We start from the raw sequence: 18,530 nt of genomic DNA, 5'->3' as shown, positions 1-18,530 counted from the left end.
ACATTGGGTAATGTTGTATACTTGGAAGATTATAAATTTAACTAAATGGAGAGGAGTAAGTATATTATATAATGTGATCTAAAATGACTTGATTTTCAGGTATGGCTAGACGGCCCAAGCAATATATAGATCAGTTTGTCACTATTTGTAATTTCGACTTCATCTGAATCATATGATGGTACTTTATTGATTTCAGAAACTGTGACGTTTAAGATCAAACTGATGAATAGGTAAATGATAAGATTTGCTTTATTGTTTTTAAGATTCAAGTAATATTTTGATAAGAAAAATTTTTGACACTTTGAAATAAAATATATTTCAAGCTTTTTTTAAACCTATACATTTTTTAAAAAGCAGCTTAAAAAAATGCTTCTGTTAAAATTTATGCCTGTGTATCGATAAATTATGGATTATAGGTAATCCTGTATTTAAATTGACGGTGTGGTCAGTTCCTAATTGGAAGTGAATCAAGAATCGGAATCATTTAAATTAGAATTTCAATTATTCCCGATTTGAGTTATATAAGACAAACATTAAGGGCAATGCGGAATATCCAGGTAGACTGTAAGGAGTTGGACTTAAAACTCGGCATTGATTGCCAAATAGGGATCAATACTTCTTGGAATTTGAAATACGGGTCTTGTGAATATATTAGGCGGAATGACCCAACACATTTATATTTGCTTATATCAGTTGCTAAAAGATATTGTAGGCTAGTCTGCTACAAAGATTTAAGCATGGGAATGGGAAGATATTATAAGCATGTTACTTTACTGTTTTTCTGGGCAATCGCAATTTTTGCGCTTATCGCCCCATACTCCCTATATTCCCAAAAGTTTGAAAGGTTTTCCAACGAGCAGGGATTTAACCAGAATACCATTAATTCCATAGTACAGGACCGGTATGGATTTTTATGGTTTGGCACCCCTAACGGGCTCATTAGGCACGATGGTTACGAATTTAAAACCTATACTACCCAATCCAATAGCAACGGAAATATTCTTAGCAACGATATTAAACAATTATATACTGATAGTGAGGGATTATTATGGATCGGTACCACCTTGGGGCTTAACGTTTATATTCCGTCACTCGAAAAATTCCTGACGGTTCCCCTTGATCGCAGGCTTATTATTAGCAGGATCGGTTCCGGACCGGATGGCAGAATCTGGTTTTCCGGTGAAAATAGATTATATGTTTGCCAACTTACGGATGTGCACAAGGGCGTATTCCAGGTTTCCCAAAATGTCCTTGAACCACATCCTGAAGTTCCTTACCTAAACGATTTCAGTTTTAGGGATAAAAATTCCTTGGTCCTGGCTACCTCCAAAGGCTTGTGGAATTTAGTCCTAGGAACAGGGGTCTCCGATGGGGATATGGAAATTAAGGCCTTGGCCCAATTTAAGGCTATGGAAAATGAGGTTGTTACCACCCTTATCAATAGGAATAATATCTTTTGGATCGGCACTGAAAGAGGCTTGTACAAGGTATCTCTGGAAGGGGATAAGGCACATATTATCACTAATTTTAGTAAGGATAAAATCATAAATCCCACGAGCTCTACCATAATGGTAGACGTTATTTTTGAAGACCATTCCGGCAGTGTTTGGGTCGGCACAACAGATAACGGTCTCTTCAGATATACGGAAGAAGAGGACAGTTTTCAACACTTTGCTTTCGACCCCCGAAATTCTTTTGGTATAAGCAGTCAAAATATAAACGCCCTTTTTCAGGATGATTTTAATGTGTTGTGGGTGGGTACGGCCCAAGGAGGTATAAATAAGTTGGACCTTAGTCAGAAACATTTTATTAGTTATACCAACAACCCCTATGACAAGCAGTCCTTGACCGATAATCTATTGACGGCTATACTCGAAGACAGCAATGGAAGACTGTGGTTGTCTGGGTATAACACCCCACTTTTTAGAGGTACCACTACCGTCAATGCCAATGCTTCCAATTCGCTGCAGTTTGAGAATCTGGAAAAAAGATTTCCGATTTCCGATATGGATTATGTGCGCAGTATTTATGAGGATGATAAAGGATATTTATGGTTCGGCACAGACAATTCAGTAGTGGTGTACAACCCTTCAAAGGATCAATTTAAAAAGCTAAGCTTTACCAAGGATGGAATTCAAATTTACAATAAAGGAATTCGAAGTATTTCCCAGATTTCGGAAAATGACATTCTACTATTGGGGAGCCAGCTCACGGTAGTGCATAATCCATGGACAGTATTTGACAATAATAAAGACCCAGAACTGAAGGTTAAGGCCACTATTTCCTTGGAAAATGAAATTGGCCATACCTTCTTAAGGACCAGGGATGGTTCATTCTGGATCGGTACCAGAAAAGGCTTGATACATGCAACGTATAATGGTAAGGAAATTAAGATTCTTCATAAATACTCGGACAACAAGAATGACAAAATAAGATTAAGCTATGAGAATGTTTTCTCCCTATATGATGATAGTTCAGGGAATATCTGGGTAGGGACCTTTGGGGGAGGACTGAACAAAGTGACCATTGATAGTTCGGGGGAACCTTCCAACATAGAGTACTTCCGGAAAAATGATGTGTTACCGGACGACGCTATCTACGGTATTCTGCCGGAAGGGGACAACTATTTATGGTTAAGTTCCGATATGGGACTATTGAGATTTCATTTAAAGGACAACACTATAGATGTATTTGATGTGCGTGATGGCCTAGCCCAGAACAACTTTAGGCAAGGGGCTTTTTTTAAGGGCAGGTCCGGGTATTTTTATTTTGGCGGTTTAAATGGGCTAACCATGTTTAGGCCAGAGGATATTCAACTTAATGATCAACCTCCCAAGGTTTTGATTACCGACCTCCTGGTAAACAACGAGCGTGTAAGAATTGGGGAAAAACTTAATAACAGGGTAATATTGGAGCGGTCTATTTCAGAGACTACAGATATAGCCGTAAGTCAAAAAGAACAATTTATTGCTTTTGATCTGGCCGTGGAGCATACTTCAACACCTTCCAAAAATAAGGTAGCCTATAAATTGGAAGGTTTTAATGAGGATTGGGTAACCGTCAACGAAGGCAAGACTACCGTTACTTACACCAATTTGCCCGCCAGGAGTTATGTATTCAAGGTAAGGGCTGCCAATGGCGACGGTATCTGGACTATGGATACCAAGTCCTTGAACCTTAAAATATTGCCCCCTTGGTACCGGACATGGTGGAGCTATTTGTTGTTTACCTTGCTCACCGTGGGAATTGGCATCGGAATAGTCGTCTATTTTTCGCAACATGAGAAATTAAAACAACGGTTAAAGTTTGAAGAACTGGACAAGGAACGAGTGCATACCATCAATCAGGGCAAATTTCAGTATTTCACCAATATGTCCCATGAATTTAGAACGCCCTTGACATTGATTGCGGGTCCTTTGGAGCGCTTGCTCACCCGAAATGCAGATCCTGAAAACAACAAATATTTAGCTATAATCCAGAAAAATACCAAAAGACTTTTAAGCTTGGCAGACCAATTGATTACGTTTCAACAAGCGGAACAAGGAAGACTTAAATTAAATTTAAGGAAAGGGACCCTAGGTGCCTTTATTAACCCTACCATTGAGGCATTCGAAAATTACGCTATTGAGAAGGACATCAATTTTACTTATAAAATTAATTCCCCTGACGAAGAAATTATTATCGATGTAGAAAAGACCGAACGTATTATCTTTAACCTACTTTCCAACTCCTTTAAGAATACACCTCCCTTTGGCACTATTGGTATCGAATCAAAAATCGACTATACCTCAGGGCAGAAAATGATATATATAGATGTGGTAGACAGCGGTAAGGGAATTCCAGAAGAGGATTTGGAAAATATCTTCGAACGGTTCTATCAATTGGGAAATAGGACCGATAAGGTAAGTGGTGGTGGCATCGGCCTGTCATTTTGTAAATCCCTGGTCAATTTACTGGATGGCGCAATTTCTGCCAAGAGCAATCCTGGTGTAGAAACCCGCTTTTCGGTGGTATTGCCTTCCAAATCCCTAGCGGAATACAGGGAGGACGAAATTGATTCTTCCCAAAAGTCTTTTGTGGATGATTGGATTCCCCTGTCCTCCAAAATTACTGATGGAAATACAGCCTTGGCAAAGGATAATGGTACCAAAAAGAAGTATTCAATTTTGTTGGTTGAAAACGAAGTGGACGTACAGACCTTTTTAAAGGGTACTTTGTCCGAAAAATATAATATTGAAGTCGCAAACAATGGAATTGAAGGACTGGAAAAAATAAAAAGTAAAGAACCGGACCTGGTCATTAGCGATGTAATGATGCCGGGGATGGACGGATTTGAAATGTGCGAGAAAATAAAATCGGATCCAGATCTCAGCCATATCCACGTTTTACTCTTAACGGCATTGAACGAGAACGAAGATATGATCAAGGGGCTCGAATTTGGTGCCGATGAGTACATAGGCAAACCTTTTTCCTTGAGACACCTCGAATTAAGGATTGAAAAATTGATCGAGACCAGAGAACGTTTAAGGGAATATTTTTCAAAGAATAGCAAGCTTCCCAAGAATGCCGTCGGTATTTCGACCCGGGACAAGGAATTTTTGAGCAATACCATTGCCATAATGGAAAAAAACATTACCAATTCCAATTTTGGGGTCGAAGCGCTCGCCCGAGAAATTGGACTTAGTACCTCCCACTTTTACCGACGACTTAAACAGTTGACCGGTCAGGCCCCCAATGTCTATTTAAGAAATTTTAGATTGCAAAGGGCAGCGGAACTCTTGGGCCATAATGAAGGCTTTAATGTGGCCGAGGTGATGTATCAAATTGGTATCGAATCCAATTCCTATTTTTCCACAGCTTTTAAGAAACTCCACGGGGTTTCTCCTTCCGAATTTACCAAAACCAATTGAAGGCCCTATTAAATGATTGCCGTCAATAATTTATAACTATAACCTAGTTTTTAATGGTTGCTTTTTGTTATGGGATTATCCTGGCTTTCCAATTCAAGTGGATTGGTTGATATAAGCAAAGGATTGGTCGAAAAGAGAAGGCTTTCTCCCACTTCCCTAATTAAATTTGACCTAATAAAGAACCGTATCCCAAATCTATTGGATCACGGTTTTCAAAAGCTTTTAGATCGATAATGCAATATTTAAATTATTTGTTCCTTGTATTTTTTTTGGCCATTTGCAGCAATGCAGAAGGCCAAACAAATACTTTAAATAAATCAAGTATAAATCTTCAAGAGACGAGCGGACCAAGGTGGGTTAATGGTGAACTTGTAAAAGCAGGGGTGTTGAAAACACCAGATTTTAGTTTTACCAATGATTTTGAGGCATACCAAGAGTTTTCAAATATAAAAGGCTTGTTTTTTAATGGGTTGGATTACAACGGAAAACAGACCAAGGTGTTTTGTTGGTATGGGGTTCCCAATGGACTTTCACAAGGAGAAAAAAGGCCTGCTGTGGTTTTGGTTCATGGGGGTGGCGGTACCGTTTTTCCGGAATGGGTCAAAGAATGGACAGATAGGGGATATATCGCTATTTCAGTAGCTTTGGAAGGCCAGGTTCCTGGAGAAAAAGTTGAACATAGCAATGGGGAAAAACTCTGGCCAGATCATGGTTTTTCCGGTCCGCGAAGAATAGGATTTTTTGAGGATGTTGTTACTAAAGAGCTGCAGGATCAATGGTTTTATCACGCCGTTTCAGACGTGATGCTCGCCACCAGTTTGTTAAAAAGTTTTCCGGAAGTGGACGTTAATAGCATCGGTATCAGTGGAATTTCTTGGGGTGGTATTCTTACAAATGTGATTACGGGCATTGATGATCGCTATGCCTTCGCAATTCCGGTATATGGTTGTGGATTTTTGCATGAAACTCCACATTATAGTAGCCTCCTAACCCATTTGAACAAAGAACAACGACAATTCTATCTTCAAAATTGGGAACCTTCCTTGTACATCCCCCTGCAGGAGCAACCTACCTTGTTCGTGAATGGTACCAATGATTTTCATTTCACTATGAACAGCTTCACAAAAACGTCTGAAACTTCCAAAAACGAAAAGTATCTCTATGTTGAACATAATATGAAGCACGGGCATAGCCCTGGTTGGGAGCCCGAGGAAATTTACGCCTTTGCAGATTATGTTGTGAAAAAGGCTAGGCGGCCCTTAATACCTAAGTTCCAGAAGTTAAAGAGAAATAACGAATTGGTATATGGCTACAATGGAAAAGTAACAGAAGCTTTTCTTTATTATACTACCGATACAGCAGATTGGGGCAGGGATAATTATACATGGGAGCAGACCACCATGCATTTTTCCGATTCCAAGAAAATAATTTCGGGAAAATTGCCGGAAAATACACAGGCCTATTTTGTCAATATCATCGATTCCGAAGGGCTAATGTATAGTTCTCCTATGCGAATGGTCAAGAAAAATAGCCATTAGCCAGTTTGAATATATTAGAGAATGGACCTAATTAAATAAACATATAATAATAACAAACAATGAATTTAAAAATCGGGAAGAAGCAATTCATATTGCTATTGACGGCAGTGGTATTGCAAGTTGGTACTATTTTGGGACAAGAAAAGCAAAACGGTAAGTCAATGGACGAAATGTGGGGCGAACAGAACACTCTGGGAGCAGATGCCCCCGCTTCAAGGACTGCCCTATTTGATGATGGCAATTATGCCATGTTCATCCATTGGGGTATTTACTCCAATATTGGTAATAAATGGAAAGACAGTACCTATTATGGCATTAGCGAGTGGATCATGAATCCTAGGAGGGCCAATATTCCGGCAGATGAATATATGGCGGAGGCAAAAAATTTCAATCCGGTAAATTTTGATGCCAAGGCCATTGCGCAACTGGCAAAAGATGCCGGGATGAAATATGTTGTTGTTACCAGCAAGCACCATGACGGTTTTGCCATGTACAATTCCAAAAGCAATGATTTCAATATTGTAAAGGCCACTCCCTTTGCCAGAGATCCTATGAAAGAACTGTCAAAGGCCTGTAAAGAACTAGGGCTGGGATTTGGATTTTACTATTCCCACAATCAGGACTGGACCTTTCCGGGGGGCAATGGCGGACCCAAGGTCAATGAAAAAGGTAAAGAAGTAGACTTTGATTATTATTTTAGGAAAAAATGTCTTCCTCAGGTAAAGGAGATTGTAACAGAATATGGGGATATTGCCATGGTCTGGTTTGATACTCCCGGGAATATGGAGAAGAAATATGTAGCTGAATTGGTAGATGTGGTCCGTAAGCATCAACCCGACGCCATGATTTCAGGAAGGGCAGGCCACGGATTGGGAGATTATAAATCCTTGGGCGATATGAATATTCCCGTAGCCAATATAGGGGGGCTATGGGAAACGGTAGATGTTACCAACGACTCTTGGGGCTATGCCTGGTACGATCAGAATTGGAAGAGCCCCAAACGGATATTGAAGAGTATAATTTCTACGGTGGCCAGGGGAGGCACCTATATGTTGAATGTTGGGCCGGCACCGGATGGCAGTATTCCAACGGAGGCGCAGGAATCCTTACGGGCTTCAGGGGAATGGATCAACAAATACCCGCAGGTAGTATATAAGACCGGTTCTTCGCCATGGGGCCGAAAGTTGCCATGGGGAGATGTCACCATAGCCTCCGATGGCAAGTTGAACCTCTGTGTTTATGAATGGCCTTTGGATGGCAAATTGTGGCTTCCAGGCCTAAAAAATAATATTATCTTCGCAAAGCTTTGGGTAAATGGGCAAGCTTTAACACTGGAGACAGCCGAGGATGGGGATTGGGCCGTGTTAAGCCTTCCGGCCAAACGTCCAGAAAAGTTGATTTCTGTAATCGAGCTTAAGGTAGAGGGCAGTCCTGAGGTAGACACCAGACTTAGTTTGGACCCTGTTTTTGCTACAGAACTTCCAGTGGATTTTGCCACGGCGGAAGGTGCAGCCATCAACGAAAAAAGATGGATGGAAAAATTCGGGGAGTGGAAACACATTGAACAGGCCCAGGATTGGACAGACAAGGGAGAGGTGACCTGGAAGGTAATGGTTAAGGAGCCCGGTTATTATCAAACAGAACTGAATTATACGGGATCTGGCCGCTTGGTTTGGAGAATTACTTCAGACGAAGGGAACCTTGTACAGAACCAGCAGAACTCCTCAGAGGTCTATAATTATTATGAAATGGGGCTTTTGAAATTTGAAACAGCGGGAGAGCATACCATAACAGTTACTTTGGAAGACGGAAATAGGAAAAGTGCAAGCCTTAAAGAAATACGATTGACCCCAAAAGGAAGTATGGAATAAAACCAATAATTTAGCGGAATGACGAAAAAGCCATGCATCGCCCTACTATTTATTTTTCTATTTTTTTGTGCAGCAATTACATATTCCCAAGAACTAAAGCTATCCAATTTATTCTGCGATAATATGGTATTGCAACGTGGCACGGAAGTCCCTGTTTGGGGAGTTGCATCCCCTAAGGAAAAAATAAGGGTGAAATTTGCTGGCCAAAGTGTCACAACAAGAACTGGGAAAGATGGTAAATGGATGGTTGTATTAGCACCATTGGAGGCGTCGAAAACACCCAGGGAAATGACAATTACCGGAAATACGGAAATAGTATTATCCAATGTAGTAGTTGGTGAAGTATGGATATGCTCCGGACAATCCAATATGCAATTTGCCGTATCCAATGCACCGGAAGTTGACGCGCTGTTATCCTCCGCCAAAAACATTAAAAGTTTTGAAGTAAAAAGGACCGTTTCCTTTAAGGAGGAAGACAATGTAAGCGGAAAATGGGTAGATATACCTCCGAGCAGTGCGGTGGCATTTGGTTTTGCGTACTTCCTTGAAAAGGCAGAAGACATTCCTATTGGAATAATACATGCTTCCTGGGGCAGTTCTTCCCTTGAAGCTTGGATGCCACGTGATATGGCCGAAGAGTTTCCTTATTTTAAGGATATTATGAATGACTTGGATGCGGATACCGAAACTCGCAATAGAATCAACAAGGCCCTTTCCAGTGGCGAAGAGAGGACAACGAAAGAGGATATTTTTATGCGTAGGCAGCCCAATATACTTTATAATGCCATGATGAAGCCTTTGGCTCCTTATGCGTGTAGAGGCTTGGTTTGGTACCAAGGGGAACGAAATACACGTTACTATTCCGGAGTGCCTATGGTAAACGAGGACAATTGGTACCATAGGGTGATAGGGATGAAAGAATATGGCGATGTGCTTCAATCTTGGGTAAAGCGGTATAGAAAGGAATGGAAAAACAAGAAGATGCATTTCTCCGTAGTAATGCTTCCTGGTTATGGAAAAGGAACCAATAATAACCCGGATATCGATTCCAAGAGTCCTACTGCTATGTCTTGGGCTTGGATGCGGGAGTCGCAACAAAAAGTGCTGGACCTTCCTTACACCAGTGTTGTCAATACCATTGATCTTGGTGATGAAACAGACGTGCACCCCAAGGACAAACTTCCCATTGGCAAAAGATTGGCATTACTTGCCCAAAAACATACCCTTGATAAGGACATTGTTGCAGAAGGGCCAGTTTTAGATCAGGTAAAAGCAGAAGATAATGAGCTGGTAATTCATTTTAATAATGCCCAAGGTCTAAAGACTATTGATCAAAAAGACCCTAGAGGTTTTTGGATTGCGGACGAGTCTATGCAATGGCATAAGGCAGAATCAAAAATTGTTGGGGAAACGGTAGTGCTGTCCAATGATGCTATTAAGAATCCTGTATATGTTAGATATGCCTTTGCCGGAAAACCCGACGTAAATTTGGTCAATGCTGCGGACTTGCCTGCCTATCCCTTTAGAACGGATAATGAAATTCCTACCGATGAATAAATATTATAAGAATTAATCTAAAAAGAGATCATGAATTTATTCAAACTGAATCTTAGAGTTTTATTGCTGTTATTTTCAATAGCTACAGTAGCTCAGAGTATTCAAAAACCAAATATTGTTATCATTTATACCGATGACCAAGGTTATGGGGATGTGGCCGCACTAAACCCTGATGCTCAATTTAGAACTCCCAATATGGATAAATTGGCCAATGAGGGTATAATTTTTACGGACGGACATAGTAGTGATGCCGTATGTACCCCTTCTAGATACTCCTTGTTGACTGGGCGATATAGTTGGAGGACTTCCCTAAAAAAAGGAGTTCTTGTAGCCGATGGCCCCTGTTTGATAGAGAAGGATAGGATGTCAATTGCCTCTTTGTTAAGGGATAATGGCTATAAAACTGCCATGGTCGGCAAGTGGCATCTACAAATGGAGTTCGAAGGCAGTTTGGGCAAGGATCGTGACTGGTCCAAACCCTTTAGTGATGGCCCAATTGAAAAAGGGTTCGACTATTTTTTCGGTATTCCCGCCTCTATGAACTATGGTATTCTTACCTATTTGGAAAATGATAGGGTTTTGGATCCTCCGGTGTTATGGACAAAAAAGAAAGCGGATCCCAACCCAAGAACGTATAGCGATAGTATTAATCCTCAGCCCTATAGAATGACCCCTCCTTATGAAAAGGAAGGCGGAACTGGTTGGGTAGAGGTGGCTCCCTCCTTCAACGATGAACTGGTCCTCGAAACCTTGGCCAACAAGGCAGTGGAGTATATAGGTGAATCTGCCCAGGAGGCAAAAAATGGCAAGCCTTTCTTTTTGTACCTACCATTGAACAGTCCGCATTTACCACATTGTACGCATCCGGATTTTCAAGGCCGTAGCAATTGTGGCAATTACGGGGATTTTATGGAAGAAACCGACTATAGGGTGGGGCAGGTGCTGGATGCCCTAAAAGCCAATGGCATTGATGATAACACTTTAGTAATTTTTTCCTCAGATAATGGTGCCGAGACCAATTACGTATATCAACGCGATGTATATGGGCACTACAGCAGTTTAAATTTTAAGGGCGGAAAACGGGACATATACGAAGGCGGTCACCGTGTACCTTTCCTAATGCGCTGGCCCGCACTGATACAAGCAGGTTCGCAAACCAATGTGCCGGTCTGCCAAACCGATTATCTGGCGACCATTGCAGAAATTATTGGAGTTAGACTTCCGGATAATGCCGGGGAGGACAGTTACAGTCTGCTGCCTATTTTACAAGGAAAAGATTATGATAAAGCGGTTAGGGGACCGGTAATCCATCATTCCGTAACGGGTCATTTTGCCATTCGTGATGGAAAATGGAAATTGAATATGCTCCGTGGTTCAGGGGGATCCTTGGAACCAAGATTCATTCAGCTCAAAGAAGGGGAAGCCGTATTTGAACTTTATAATATGGATGTAGATCCAAGTGAAACTACCAACCTCTATTTTGCACAGCCCGAGGTGGTGAAAAGGCTTACCAAAAAAATAACCAAGATTATTAAGGACGGAAGAACAACACCCGGCATACCTCAGGAATATGTCAAGGAGAATTGGGATTTGCCCTCATGGGTGAAATCCTAAACATTTCGACTTCTCTCTATCTTGATCGAAATAAGCAAGAAAAAGATCAAAATGAGAAATCCTATTTTGAGCTTTGGCCTTAGGTTTGTCCAGGGAGCGGTTTTGGCACCTGCAAAGACCTATTTCCTGATCTGATTTTGAAACGGATACCTTAAAATAATTTTTAAAAAATGAAACTAAGATCTACAGTGCTTTACTTGTGCACCTTGCTTGTGCTATCATGCGGTGGTAAGCAAGAATCTAAAAAGGAAGCTATAGCCCAGGAAAAATCCAAACCGAACATCATATTTGTATTTGCCGATGATTGGGGATATGGCGATTTGGGCGTTCATGGAAGTACTTTTTGTAAAACGCCCAATCTGGACAAAATGGCTGCAGAGGGGATCGATTTTCAAAACTTCTCAGTTGTCAATCCTGTTTGTTCCCCAAGTAGGGCAGCGGTAATGACAGGGCAATACCCGGCGCGGCAAAGTGTACACGGGCATTTTGCTTCCGTAGAATCGCATATGCAAAGAAATATGCCAGATTGGTTGAACCCCCAGGCCCCCTTGCTTCCCAAAATGTTAAGGGAGGCTGGATATTCTACGGCCCACTTTGGTAAATGGCATCTTTCCAACACCCATGTGGAGGACGCCCCTTCACCCTTGGAATATGGATATGATGAGTACGGGGCATTTAATTTACCGAGTAGATTACATCAAATGCATGTAGATTCTACCTTGTATAAAACTATAGATTTTGTAAAGCGCCATAAGGACAAACCCTTTTTTGTTAATGCATGGATCCACGCTACCCATACCCCGCATTATCCAAAGGAGGAATACATGCAGCAATTTTCCAATTTAAACGAACAGGAACAGGTATATGCCGCCGTAGTGGCGGAATATGATGCCCGTATTGGAGAATTGTTTGCAACTCTAAAAGATTTAGGGATCGATGGGAATACCTTGGTGGTCTTCTCATCCGATAATGGGCCGGAAATAACAGGAAAAAATAAAATAACAGAGGATAATTCTACCGGCCCAGGTTTGGGAACCTATTATTCGGTAGGGGAAACAGGTGGACTCAAAGGTCGTAAGCGTGCCCTTTTTGCAGGTGGTGTGCGTATACCTTTCTTGGTTCGTTGGCCTGGCACTGTGCCCGCTGGACTGGTTGATAAAACTACTGAATTGGCCACTGTAGATTTGCTGCCAACATTTATGGAATTTGCTGGGGCAACCTTACCAGAGAATTACCAAGCCGATGGAGTAAGCATTGCGTCTGCCATTAGGGGCAAAGCCTTTGATAGACAAAAGCCCATCTATTGGGATTGGCGTTTTTCCAACGACCGACCCGATTTTTGGCCTAGTGCCGCCGTACAGGAGGGCAATTGGAAACTTTTGACCAATGATAAATTGGGAAGGGCCGAACTATACAATATTGCTAACGATTGGGCAGAACAGAAGGACTTGGCTGCTGAAAACCCTGAAAAGCTTAAGGAATTAACTTATAAGCTTCAGGCTTTTCAAGAAACCCTACCTGTTGCACCACCTGAAAATAGTTTTTCAATTGCGAGAAATAGCATTGGTACAGGAAAATAAGAACTATTCCCTGGTCGTTAATCGGTATACCTGAAAATTATCCACTGTCATATGGTTGTTTACCGTTCTAAAACCAAAATATCCGCTGTTATAAGGTTCGGGGTCATAAAAATCGATGATACATTGGCCATCGCGGTAATATTGAATTATGCCGTTAAAGGCTATGATCTTGATCTTTATGACCTTATTCGGTTTTAGGAGGTATTCGGGTTCCGAAAGGTCATGTTCTGGCAGCAAGGGCCGGTCACCTTTGCCCAGGTATCTTCTAAAGCGTGTTTTGCTATTGTCATGTCCGCCAACACCCATATAGTAAAGCCGTAGGCTGTCATAGTTGCTGAACTTACCTCCGCGCTTTTCAGAATTGGCAAATAGATCATCCGGATTTTCGGGGTCTTTTGCCATCCAAAAGCAATTGAGATCGGAAACCCGGTCTTGGGGTCCCCCTTGATCTATGACATAGGCATCATATTGGATCATATTGGGGCCTTCCAATTCTTTATTAAACCAAATGGTACAGCCGGCAACATCGGTAATTTCCAATTTTCCGTCCACAGTTTCTGCAGTACCGCCCGGCATCTGCTCAACCACCCAATTCTGAAGTCCGTCCTTAAAAGAATCACAATACATCCCGGTTTTTTGTACCGTCAGCGTATCATTGATCCGTTCCCTTGCTTCCTGCGCCAATACGGTTGTACCAATGCACAACACTATTGCAGTTAAAATGATTTTATTTCCCATAAGTATTCTGTTTTTCAGTTCTTGCATTTTTGAGGGCACATAACCCGAGCTGGGGCCATAATGTGCCGCTCTTCTTCACCACCAACAACCTGCTGTCTATTTAATGTGGTGTAGTTTAATTATTGGGTACTTGGCCCAAGGCTGCTACAATTATTTCTCGTTCGCCTTAAAAGCAATTTCCCCCATTTTGTTCAAAATCTTCTTTCTTAGCCCTGCTATCAATTCGGGATGTTGTTCCGCAATATTCAATTGTTCTTTTGCAGAAGAGTGGTGGTCATATAGCTCCACTTCGCCGCTACTGTGTTGTGTAAATCTATATTGGTCGGTACGGATGGTAGTGGCGTGACTTTTAATGGCGACGGCTTCGTGACCTTTAGCGTGAGGATCTGCCAAAATGGGCGCCAAGGAAGTACCCTGTGCAAAATCGGGAATCGGAAGTCCGGTTAAATCGCAAAGGGTGGGAAAAACATCTACCGATTCAACTACGGCATCGCTCATCTGCCCTTTGTGCTCCATTTCTGGGTTTTGGATAATCAATGGGGATCGCAACGATTCTTCAAATAGACTGTGCTTGCCCCAAATGGCATGTTCTCCCAGATGCCAACCGTGGTCGCCCCATAGTACTACCACGGTGTTCTTGTCCGCTCCCGTTTCCTTCAGTTTTTTCAGGATGTCGCCAACATGCTTGTCGGCATAGCTGACACAGGCGGCATAATATTTTTTGAGCTCAAGTGCATAGGCTTCGTCTTTCCTGGGATCCTTGCCTTGGCGGTTATAGTTCATAAATTCGCCTGAGCCGTGCCAAGTGGTGGTGCCCAAGGGTTTCTCGGGATGTGGTACTGGCGGAATGTCTACATTCTCATAAAGGTCCAAATAGCGCTTCGGCATTCCAAAAGGGAGGTGCGGTTTTATTAGCCCAATGGCTAGGAAAAAAGGTTTGTTTCCTTTGGCCAATTCATTTAGCTGATGCAATCCTTCTTCAGCGATATGGCCATCCGGATAACTTTTGTCGTCATCATCCACCGTTTCCATAACATCACGTTCTTTAGCGGTTCTAATCTTGCCATATGCCAATCCGTGCATGGCCCCTCTGGGATGCTGCCATTCGGCAACGGGCATCAAATGCCTGTCCCAGGCGTTGGGCATTTCGGGTATCCCATCCTCGTTCCAATCATCGCCTCCCCTGCCACCGGGGTGATGCGATACCTTTCCCACTGAAACCGTGGTGTACCCATTTTTCCGAAACCATTCGGGCATACTTGGCACAATGGGATCTTTTTTTTCGATGGCCGATGCACGTTCAAACAAGGACTGGTTGCTTTTGTCCCGGTACTCCACTCCGTAGAGCCCGGTTAAAAAGGCATATCTAGAAGGTCCGCAGCTAGGGGCATTCACATAATGTCGACTAAAAGCCCGGCTTACCGATGCAAGGCTGTCGATGTTGGGTGAGTGTATGTAGGTCTCGCCAAATGAAGCAAGCTCTGGCCTAAGGTCATCTATACAGATAATGAGCACGTTTTTTTGTTGGGCAAGAGCATAACCGGAAACAAAGAGGATAATGACCGAGAACAGGAGACTTTTATTAATAAAGGAAATCTCCCTGTTCATATGATTTATGAAATTGATTTTCATTGTAGTTTTTATTTTAAATGGTTTCTTCTTGCTTTTATTTTATAATTTTTGGAACTTTCAACAGAAATTCTTTGGAAGAATAGTCCCTTACAGCGGTGACGGTAACCGTTTCTTTTCCGGCAAATTTCTGTACCTCTTCCAGCGCCCTTGAAAAACTTGCAAATGGACTATCTTGAGAGCCCTTACCTTGGTCGCTCCCAGATGGGGGAACAAATATTTCTTTGGCTGTAAGTTGACTGGCCAGTAATAAAAAAATAACTGCAATTTTAAATCTCATAATAAGCTTATTGTTCTATTTAGCTTTTTGATCCCAGAGTCTATAGGGATCGTCATGGGTTACCATTTGTTCCAATAAAAGGGCTTCCATTTCCTTTAATTGAGCACTGTATTTGGGGTTGTTGGCCAGATTCGTTTGCATTTCTTCAGATTTATGATGCTCCGGTAAGTATTCGTGGGGGTTTTCAGCAAGGTTAAAAAGTTGGGTTTCCCTAACGGCCCCATCCATAACATCGTACTTGATCAGTTTCCAGTCCCCCTTTTTTACCGTACGCATACCAGGTTTTGTTCCTCCTGCGTAAACCCCGTACATGACCTCTCTAACCACCTCTTTTTCGCCTTTAAGGACCGGGACAAAACTTATTCCTTCAACTGTTTCCGGAGCGTCTATCCCTGCCAGTTCACAAAGGGTAGGGAGCAGGTCCAAAAGATAGATGTTTCCTTTAACGCGTTTGCCAGCTTCCAGTCCGGGGCCTTTAACAATCAAGGGTACGCGCCAGGTGTGCTCGTATAAATTTTGCTTTCCCATTAATCCATGTCGTCCAATAGACATACCATGGTCTGAAGTGTAGATAATATAAGTATTGTCCAACTCACCGGATGCCTCCAGTTTGGCGAGCACTTTGTTCAATTGAATATCTATATTTTCGGAGCAGGCATATTCACGTCCCAACTCATTGCGCACCGTTTGTTCATCCCTGTTTTTCCATACCCCACTTACACGTTCTTCATCCCTAAGTTCAGGGTGGCCATGAAAAAAAGGATGTGCGTTTAGGTAGTTTTCCTGCAGTGGTGGCTGTTTTGGGTTGGCAGGAGGTAGGCTATTTTGATCGGTATGGTTGGTGGCGCCATATTTTTCAAGTAGTTCAGGGGTACCATCTCGGATATCATGGGGATGGGAGAAACCAAAATAGATGAAAAAGGGATCTTTTTCCTGCGCTTGTTCCCTATCACTTAGATAGTTTAATACTTGATCAGCATGCCAGGCACTCCCGGATTCTTCCGTGCCTCCCCGCTTTGTAGCATCATGCACTACGGTAAACTGTTTATTGGCCGCGGCATAGGAGTTCCCTTTTTTACAGGTTCGCATGGTTTTGTACCCGGCCCTATTAAAAACTGCAGCTATGGATTGCTGCTCTAAACTATCGGGAGCCAAACTTTCTTTGTACCCAGCACTTTTGGGCAAATGCCATAAGGTTCTACCGGTCATGATCATATGTCTAGAAGGGGTGCACACAGCCCCGTTCATGGAACCCATATGGCGGGCACTTTCAAAGACCACCCCTTGCTTTGCCAGTTTGACTATGGTTGGGGTTTGAAGAATGGAATTGGGATCATAGGTCTGTAGATCAAAAGGCGATTGATCGTCGACCAATACGAAGAGGAAGTTGGGTTTTTTTTGGGTCTTGTTTTTTTTGGGGGCACAGCCCACAATAAGAATCGCGGCCATGGCTACCACAAAGGCAGTATATAATGGTTTTCTATTCATAATTATTGGATTGGATTATAATTTTTTTATTTCGTTTTGGTTACAAGGGATGCGGTCAAAGGAATTCCGGCCTTAAGCTTTTTTAACCTTAGCAATGCTTCCACGTAATAGTAATCTGCGTAGTTAATGGAGTAATCAATTTCGCTGCCATTGGGTTTATGGCCAGTGGAATGCAGTAAAAACGCTGAATTTTTATCTTTGCTTTGGTAGTTGTTAGATAGTTCTACAAGCATTTTTTCGGCTTTGTCCAAATAATTTTTGGCAAGAATTGAATCTTTGGTGAAGGTAGAAAGGTCTATAAGTGCTGATGAAACCAAGGCCGCTGCCGAGGCATCCCTTGGTTCATTGGGGATATTGGGAGCATCAAAATCCCAATAGGGGATCAGGTCATTGGGTAGGCGGTCCAGATAAGCTTTTGCGGTCTTTTGGGCAAGGTCGAGATACTGCTCCTCCCCTGTTTCCCTGTACACCATGGTATAGCCATAAATGGCCCAACCCTGTCCACGGGCCCACATACTATCGTTGGCATATCCTTGATGGGTAACCCCTTTAATTTTTTCCCCGGTTTCCCGGTTGTAGACCACTACATGATAGGAAGTATAATCTGGTCTAAAATGATTTTTCATGGTTACATCGGCATGGCTTACGGCAATATCATATAAGGATTTTTTACCGCCATTTTTTGAAGCCCAGAACAAAAGTTCCAAGTTGATCATGTTATCCATAATTGTATTGTGCTGCGGCCATTCCATATTGGGAACTTCTCGTGGCCATGAGAGAATAGTACCTACATTTGGATTGAACAATGTAGCTAAGGTATCCGCGGTTTTAAGTATGATTTCCTTGTATTCAGGATTTCCAGTTAGTCTATATCCATTTCCAAAACTGTTGAAGACCTGAAAACCAAGATCATGATCCAATGCCGGTGTAACCGAAAGAGGGGTGAGATACCTACTGTATGCGTCGGCTTGTTCCTTCCATTTTTGATCATTGGTATTTTCAAAGAGATACCACAGGATTCCTGGCCAAAATCCACTGGTCCAATCCTTGTAATTGATAAATCGCCATTTCTGGCTATCGGGGGCTATGTTTCTTGGAAGGCTCTTACCATCTTTGGGTATAAGAGTCAAGGTCTTGGTAGCTTGTTGCGCACAATAAGAAAGTTGCCTATCAATATCAAAGTTTTGGGCATTACTCTTTTTAGGTTTTTTATTACTGCAACCAATTGCAAGGGATAAGATAACTATGGAAGCCAGTATTTGTATTTTATTTGTCATTATTTAATGGTTAGTCATTTGTGATGTTAAGGTTATAATTGGTTTTTA

The 18,530-nt window shown here is 42.1% G+C and carries 11 protein-coding genes; 6 read left to right on the top strand and 5 right to left on the bottom strand.

The window, feature by feature from the left end:
• Window positions 1–743: 743 nt before the first annotated feature.
• From MWU84_RS06770 to MWU84_RS06745, 6 genes are all read left to right on the top strand, one after another.
• Window positions 744–4,910 (top strand): two-component regulator propeller domain-containing protein, encoded by a 4,167-nt coding sequence (locus MWU84_RS06770; RefSeq protein ID WP_246899820.1) that lies wholly within the window; start codon window positions 744–746, stop codon window positions 4,908–4,910.
• Window positions 4,911–5,296: 386 nt separating this feature from the next.
• A complete protein-coding gene (locus MWU84_RS06765) occupies window positions 5,297–6,448 on the top strand; it encodes a prolyl oligopeptidase family serine peptidase (protein WP_246899818.1) in 1,152 nt (383 codons plus the stop codon).
• Between the two features lie 59 nt (window positions 6,449–6,507).
• Window positions 6,508–8,319 carry an alpha-L-fucosidase gene (locus tag MWU84_RS06760; protein WP_246899815.1) on the top strand — a complete coding sequence of 604 codons (1,812 nt, stop codon included), beginning with the start codon at window positions 6,508–6,510 and terminating at the stop codon, window positions 8,317–8,319.
• 18 nt (window positions 8,320–8,337) lie between these two features.
• Window positions 8,338–9,876: a sialate O-acetylesterase gene (locus MWU84_RS06755; protein ID WP_246899814.1), complete on the top strand. Its 1,539-nt coding sequence runs from the start codon at window positions 8,338–8,340 to the stop codon at window positions 9,874–9,876.
• A 30-nt stretch (window positions 9,877–9,906) separates the two neighbouring features.
• Complete coding sequence (locus MWU84_RS06750; protein ID WP_246899810.1) at window positions 9,907–11,490, top strand: arylsulfatase; 1,584 nt, start codon at window positions 9,907–9,909, stop codon at window positions 11,488–11,490.
• Window positions 11,491–11,660: 170 nt separating this feature from the next.
• Window positions 11,661–13,070: a sulfatase-like hydrolase/transferase gene (locus tag MWU84_RS06745; RefSeq protein ID WP_246899808.1), complete on the top strand. Its 1,410-nt coding sequence runs from the start codon at window positions 11,661–11,663 to the stop codon at window positions 13,068–13,070.
• Window positions 13,071–13,073: 3 nt separating this feature from the next.
• On the opposite strand, the gene MWU84_RS06740 is transcribed toward MWU84_RS06745, so the two are convergent.
• The 5 genes from MWU84_RS06740 to MWU84_RS06720 all read right to left on the bottom strand — a co-directional run bounded on the left by MWU84_RS06740 (window position 13,074) and on the right by MWU84_RS06720 (window position 18,482).
• The gene (locus MWU84_RS06740) at window positions 13,074–13,808 is read right to left on the bottom strand and encodes a DUF6250 domain-containing protein (protein WP_246899806.1); all 735 of its coding nucleotides are present in this window, start codon (window positions 13,806–13,808) and stop codon (window positions 13,074–13,076) included.
• Between the two features lie 150 nt (window positions 13,809–13,958).
• Entirely contained in the window at window positions 13,959–15,440 is a 1,482-nt protein-coding gene (locus MWU84_RS06735) for a sulfatase (RefSeq protein ID WP_246899804.1), read from the bottom strand.
• Window positions 15,441–15,474: 34 nt separating this feature from the next.
• Window positions 15,475–15,717, bottom strand: coding sequence for a hypothetical protein (locus MWU84_RS06730; RefSeq protein ID WP_246899802.1), 243 nt, complete (start codon window positions 15,715–15,717; stop codon window positions 15,475–15,477).
• A gap of 15 nt (window positions 15,718–15,732) precedes the next feature.
• Window positions 15,733–17,205: a sulfatase-like hydrolase/transferase gene (locus MWU84_RS06725; RefSeq protein ID WP_246899800.1), complete on the bottom strand. Its 1,473-nt coding sequence runs from the start codon at window positions 17,203–17,205 to the stop codon at window positions 15,733–15,735.
• 26 nt (window positions 17,206–17,231) lie between these two features.
• A complete protein-coding gene (locus MWU84_RS06720) occupies window positions 17,232–18,482 on the bottom strand; it encodes a glycoside hydrolase family 88 protein (RefSeq protein WP_246899798.1) in 1,251 nt (416 codons plus the stop codon).
• Between the last annotated feature and the right edge of the window lie 48 nt (window positions 18,483–18,530).

The sequence above is a fragment of the Arenibacter sp. F20364 genome (assembly GCF_023015905.1).
Lineage (GTDB): Bacteria > Bacteroidota > Bacteroidia > Flavobacteriales > Flavobacteriaceae > Arenibacter.
Note: the sequence above shows the minus strand (reverse complement) of the source record. Positions and strands in the feature narration are given on the sequence as shown.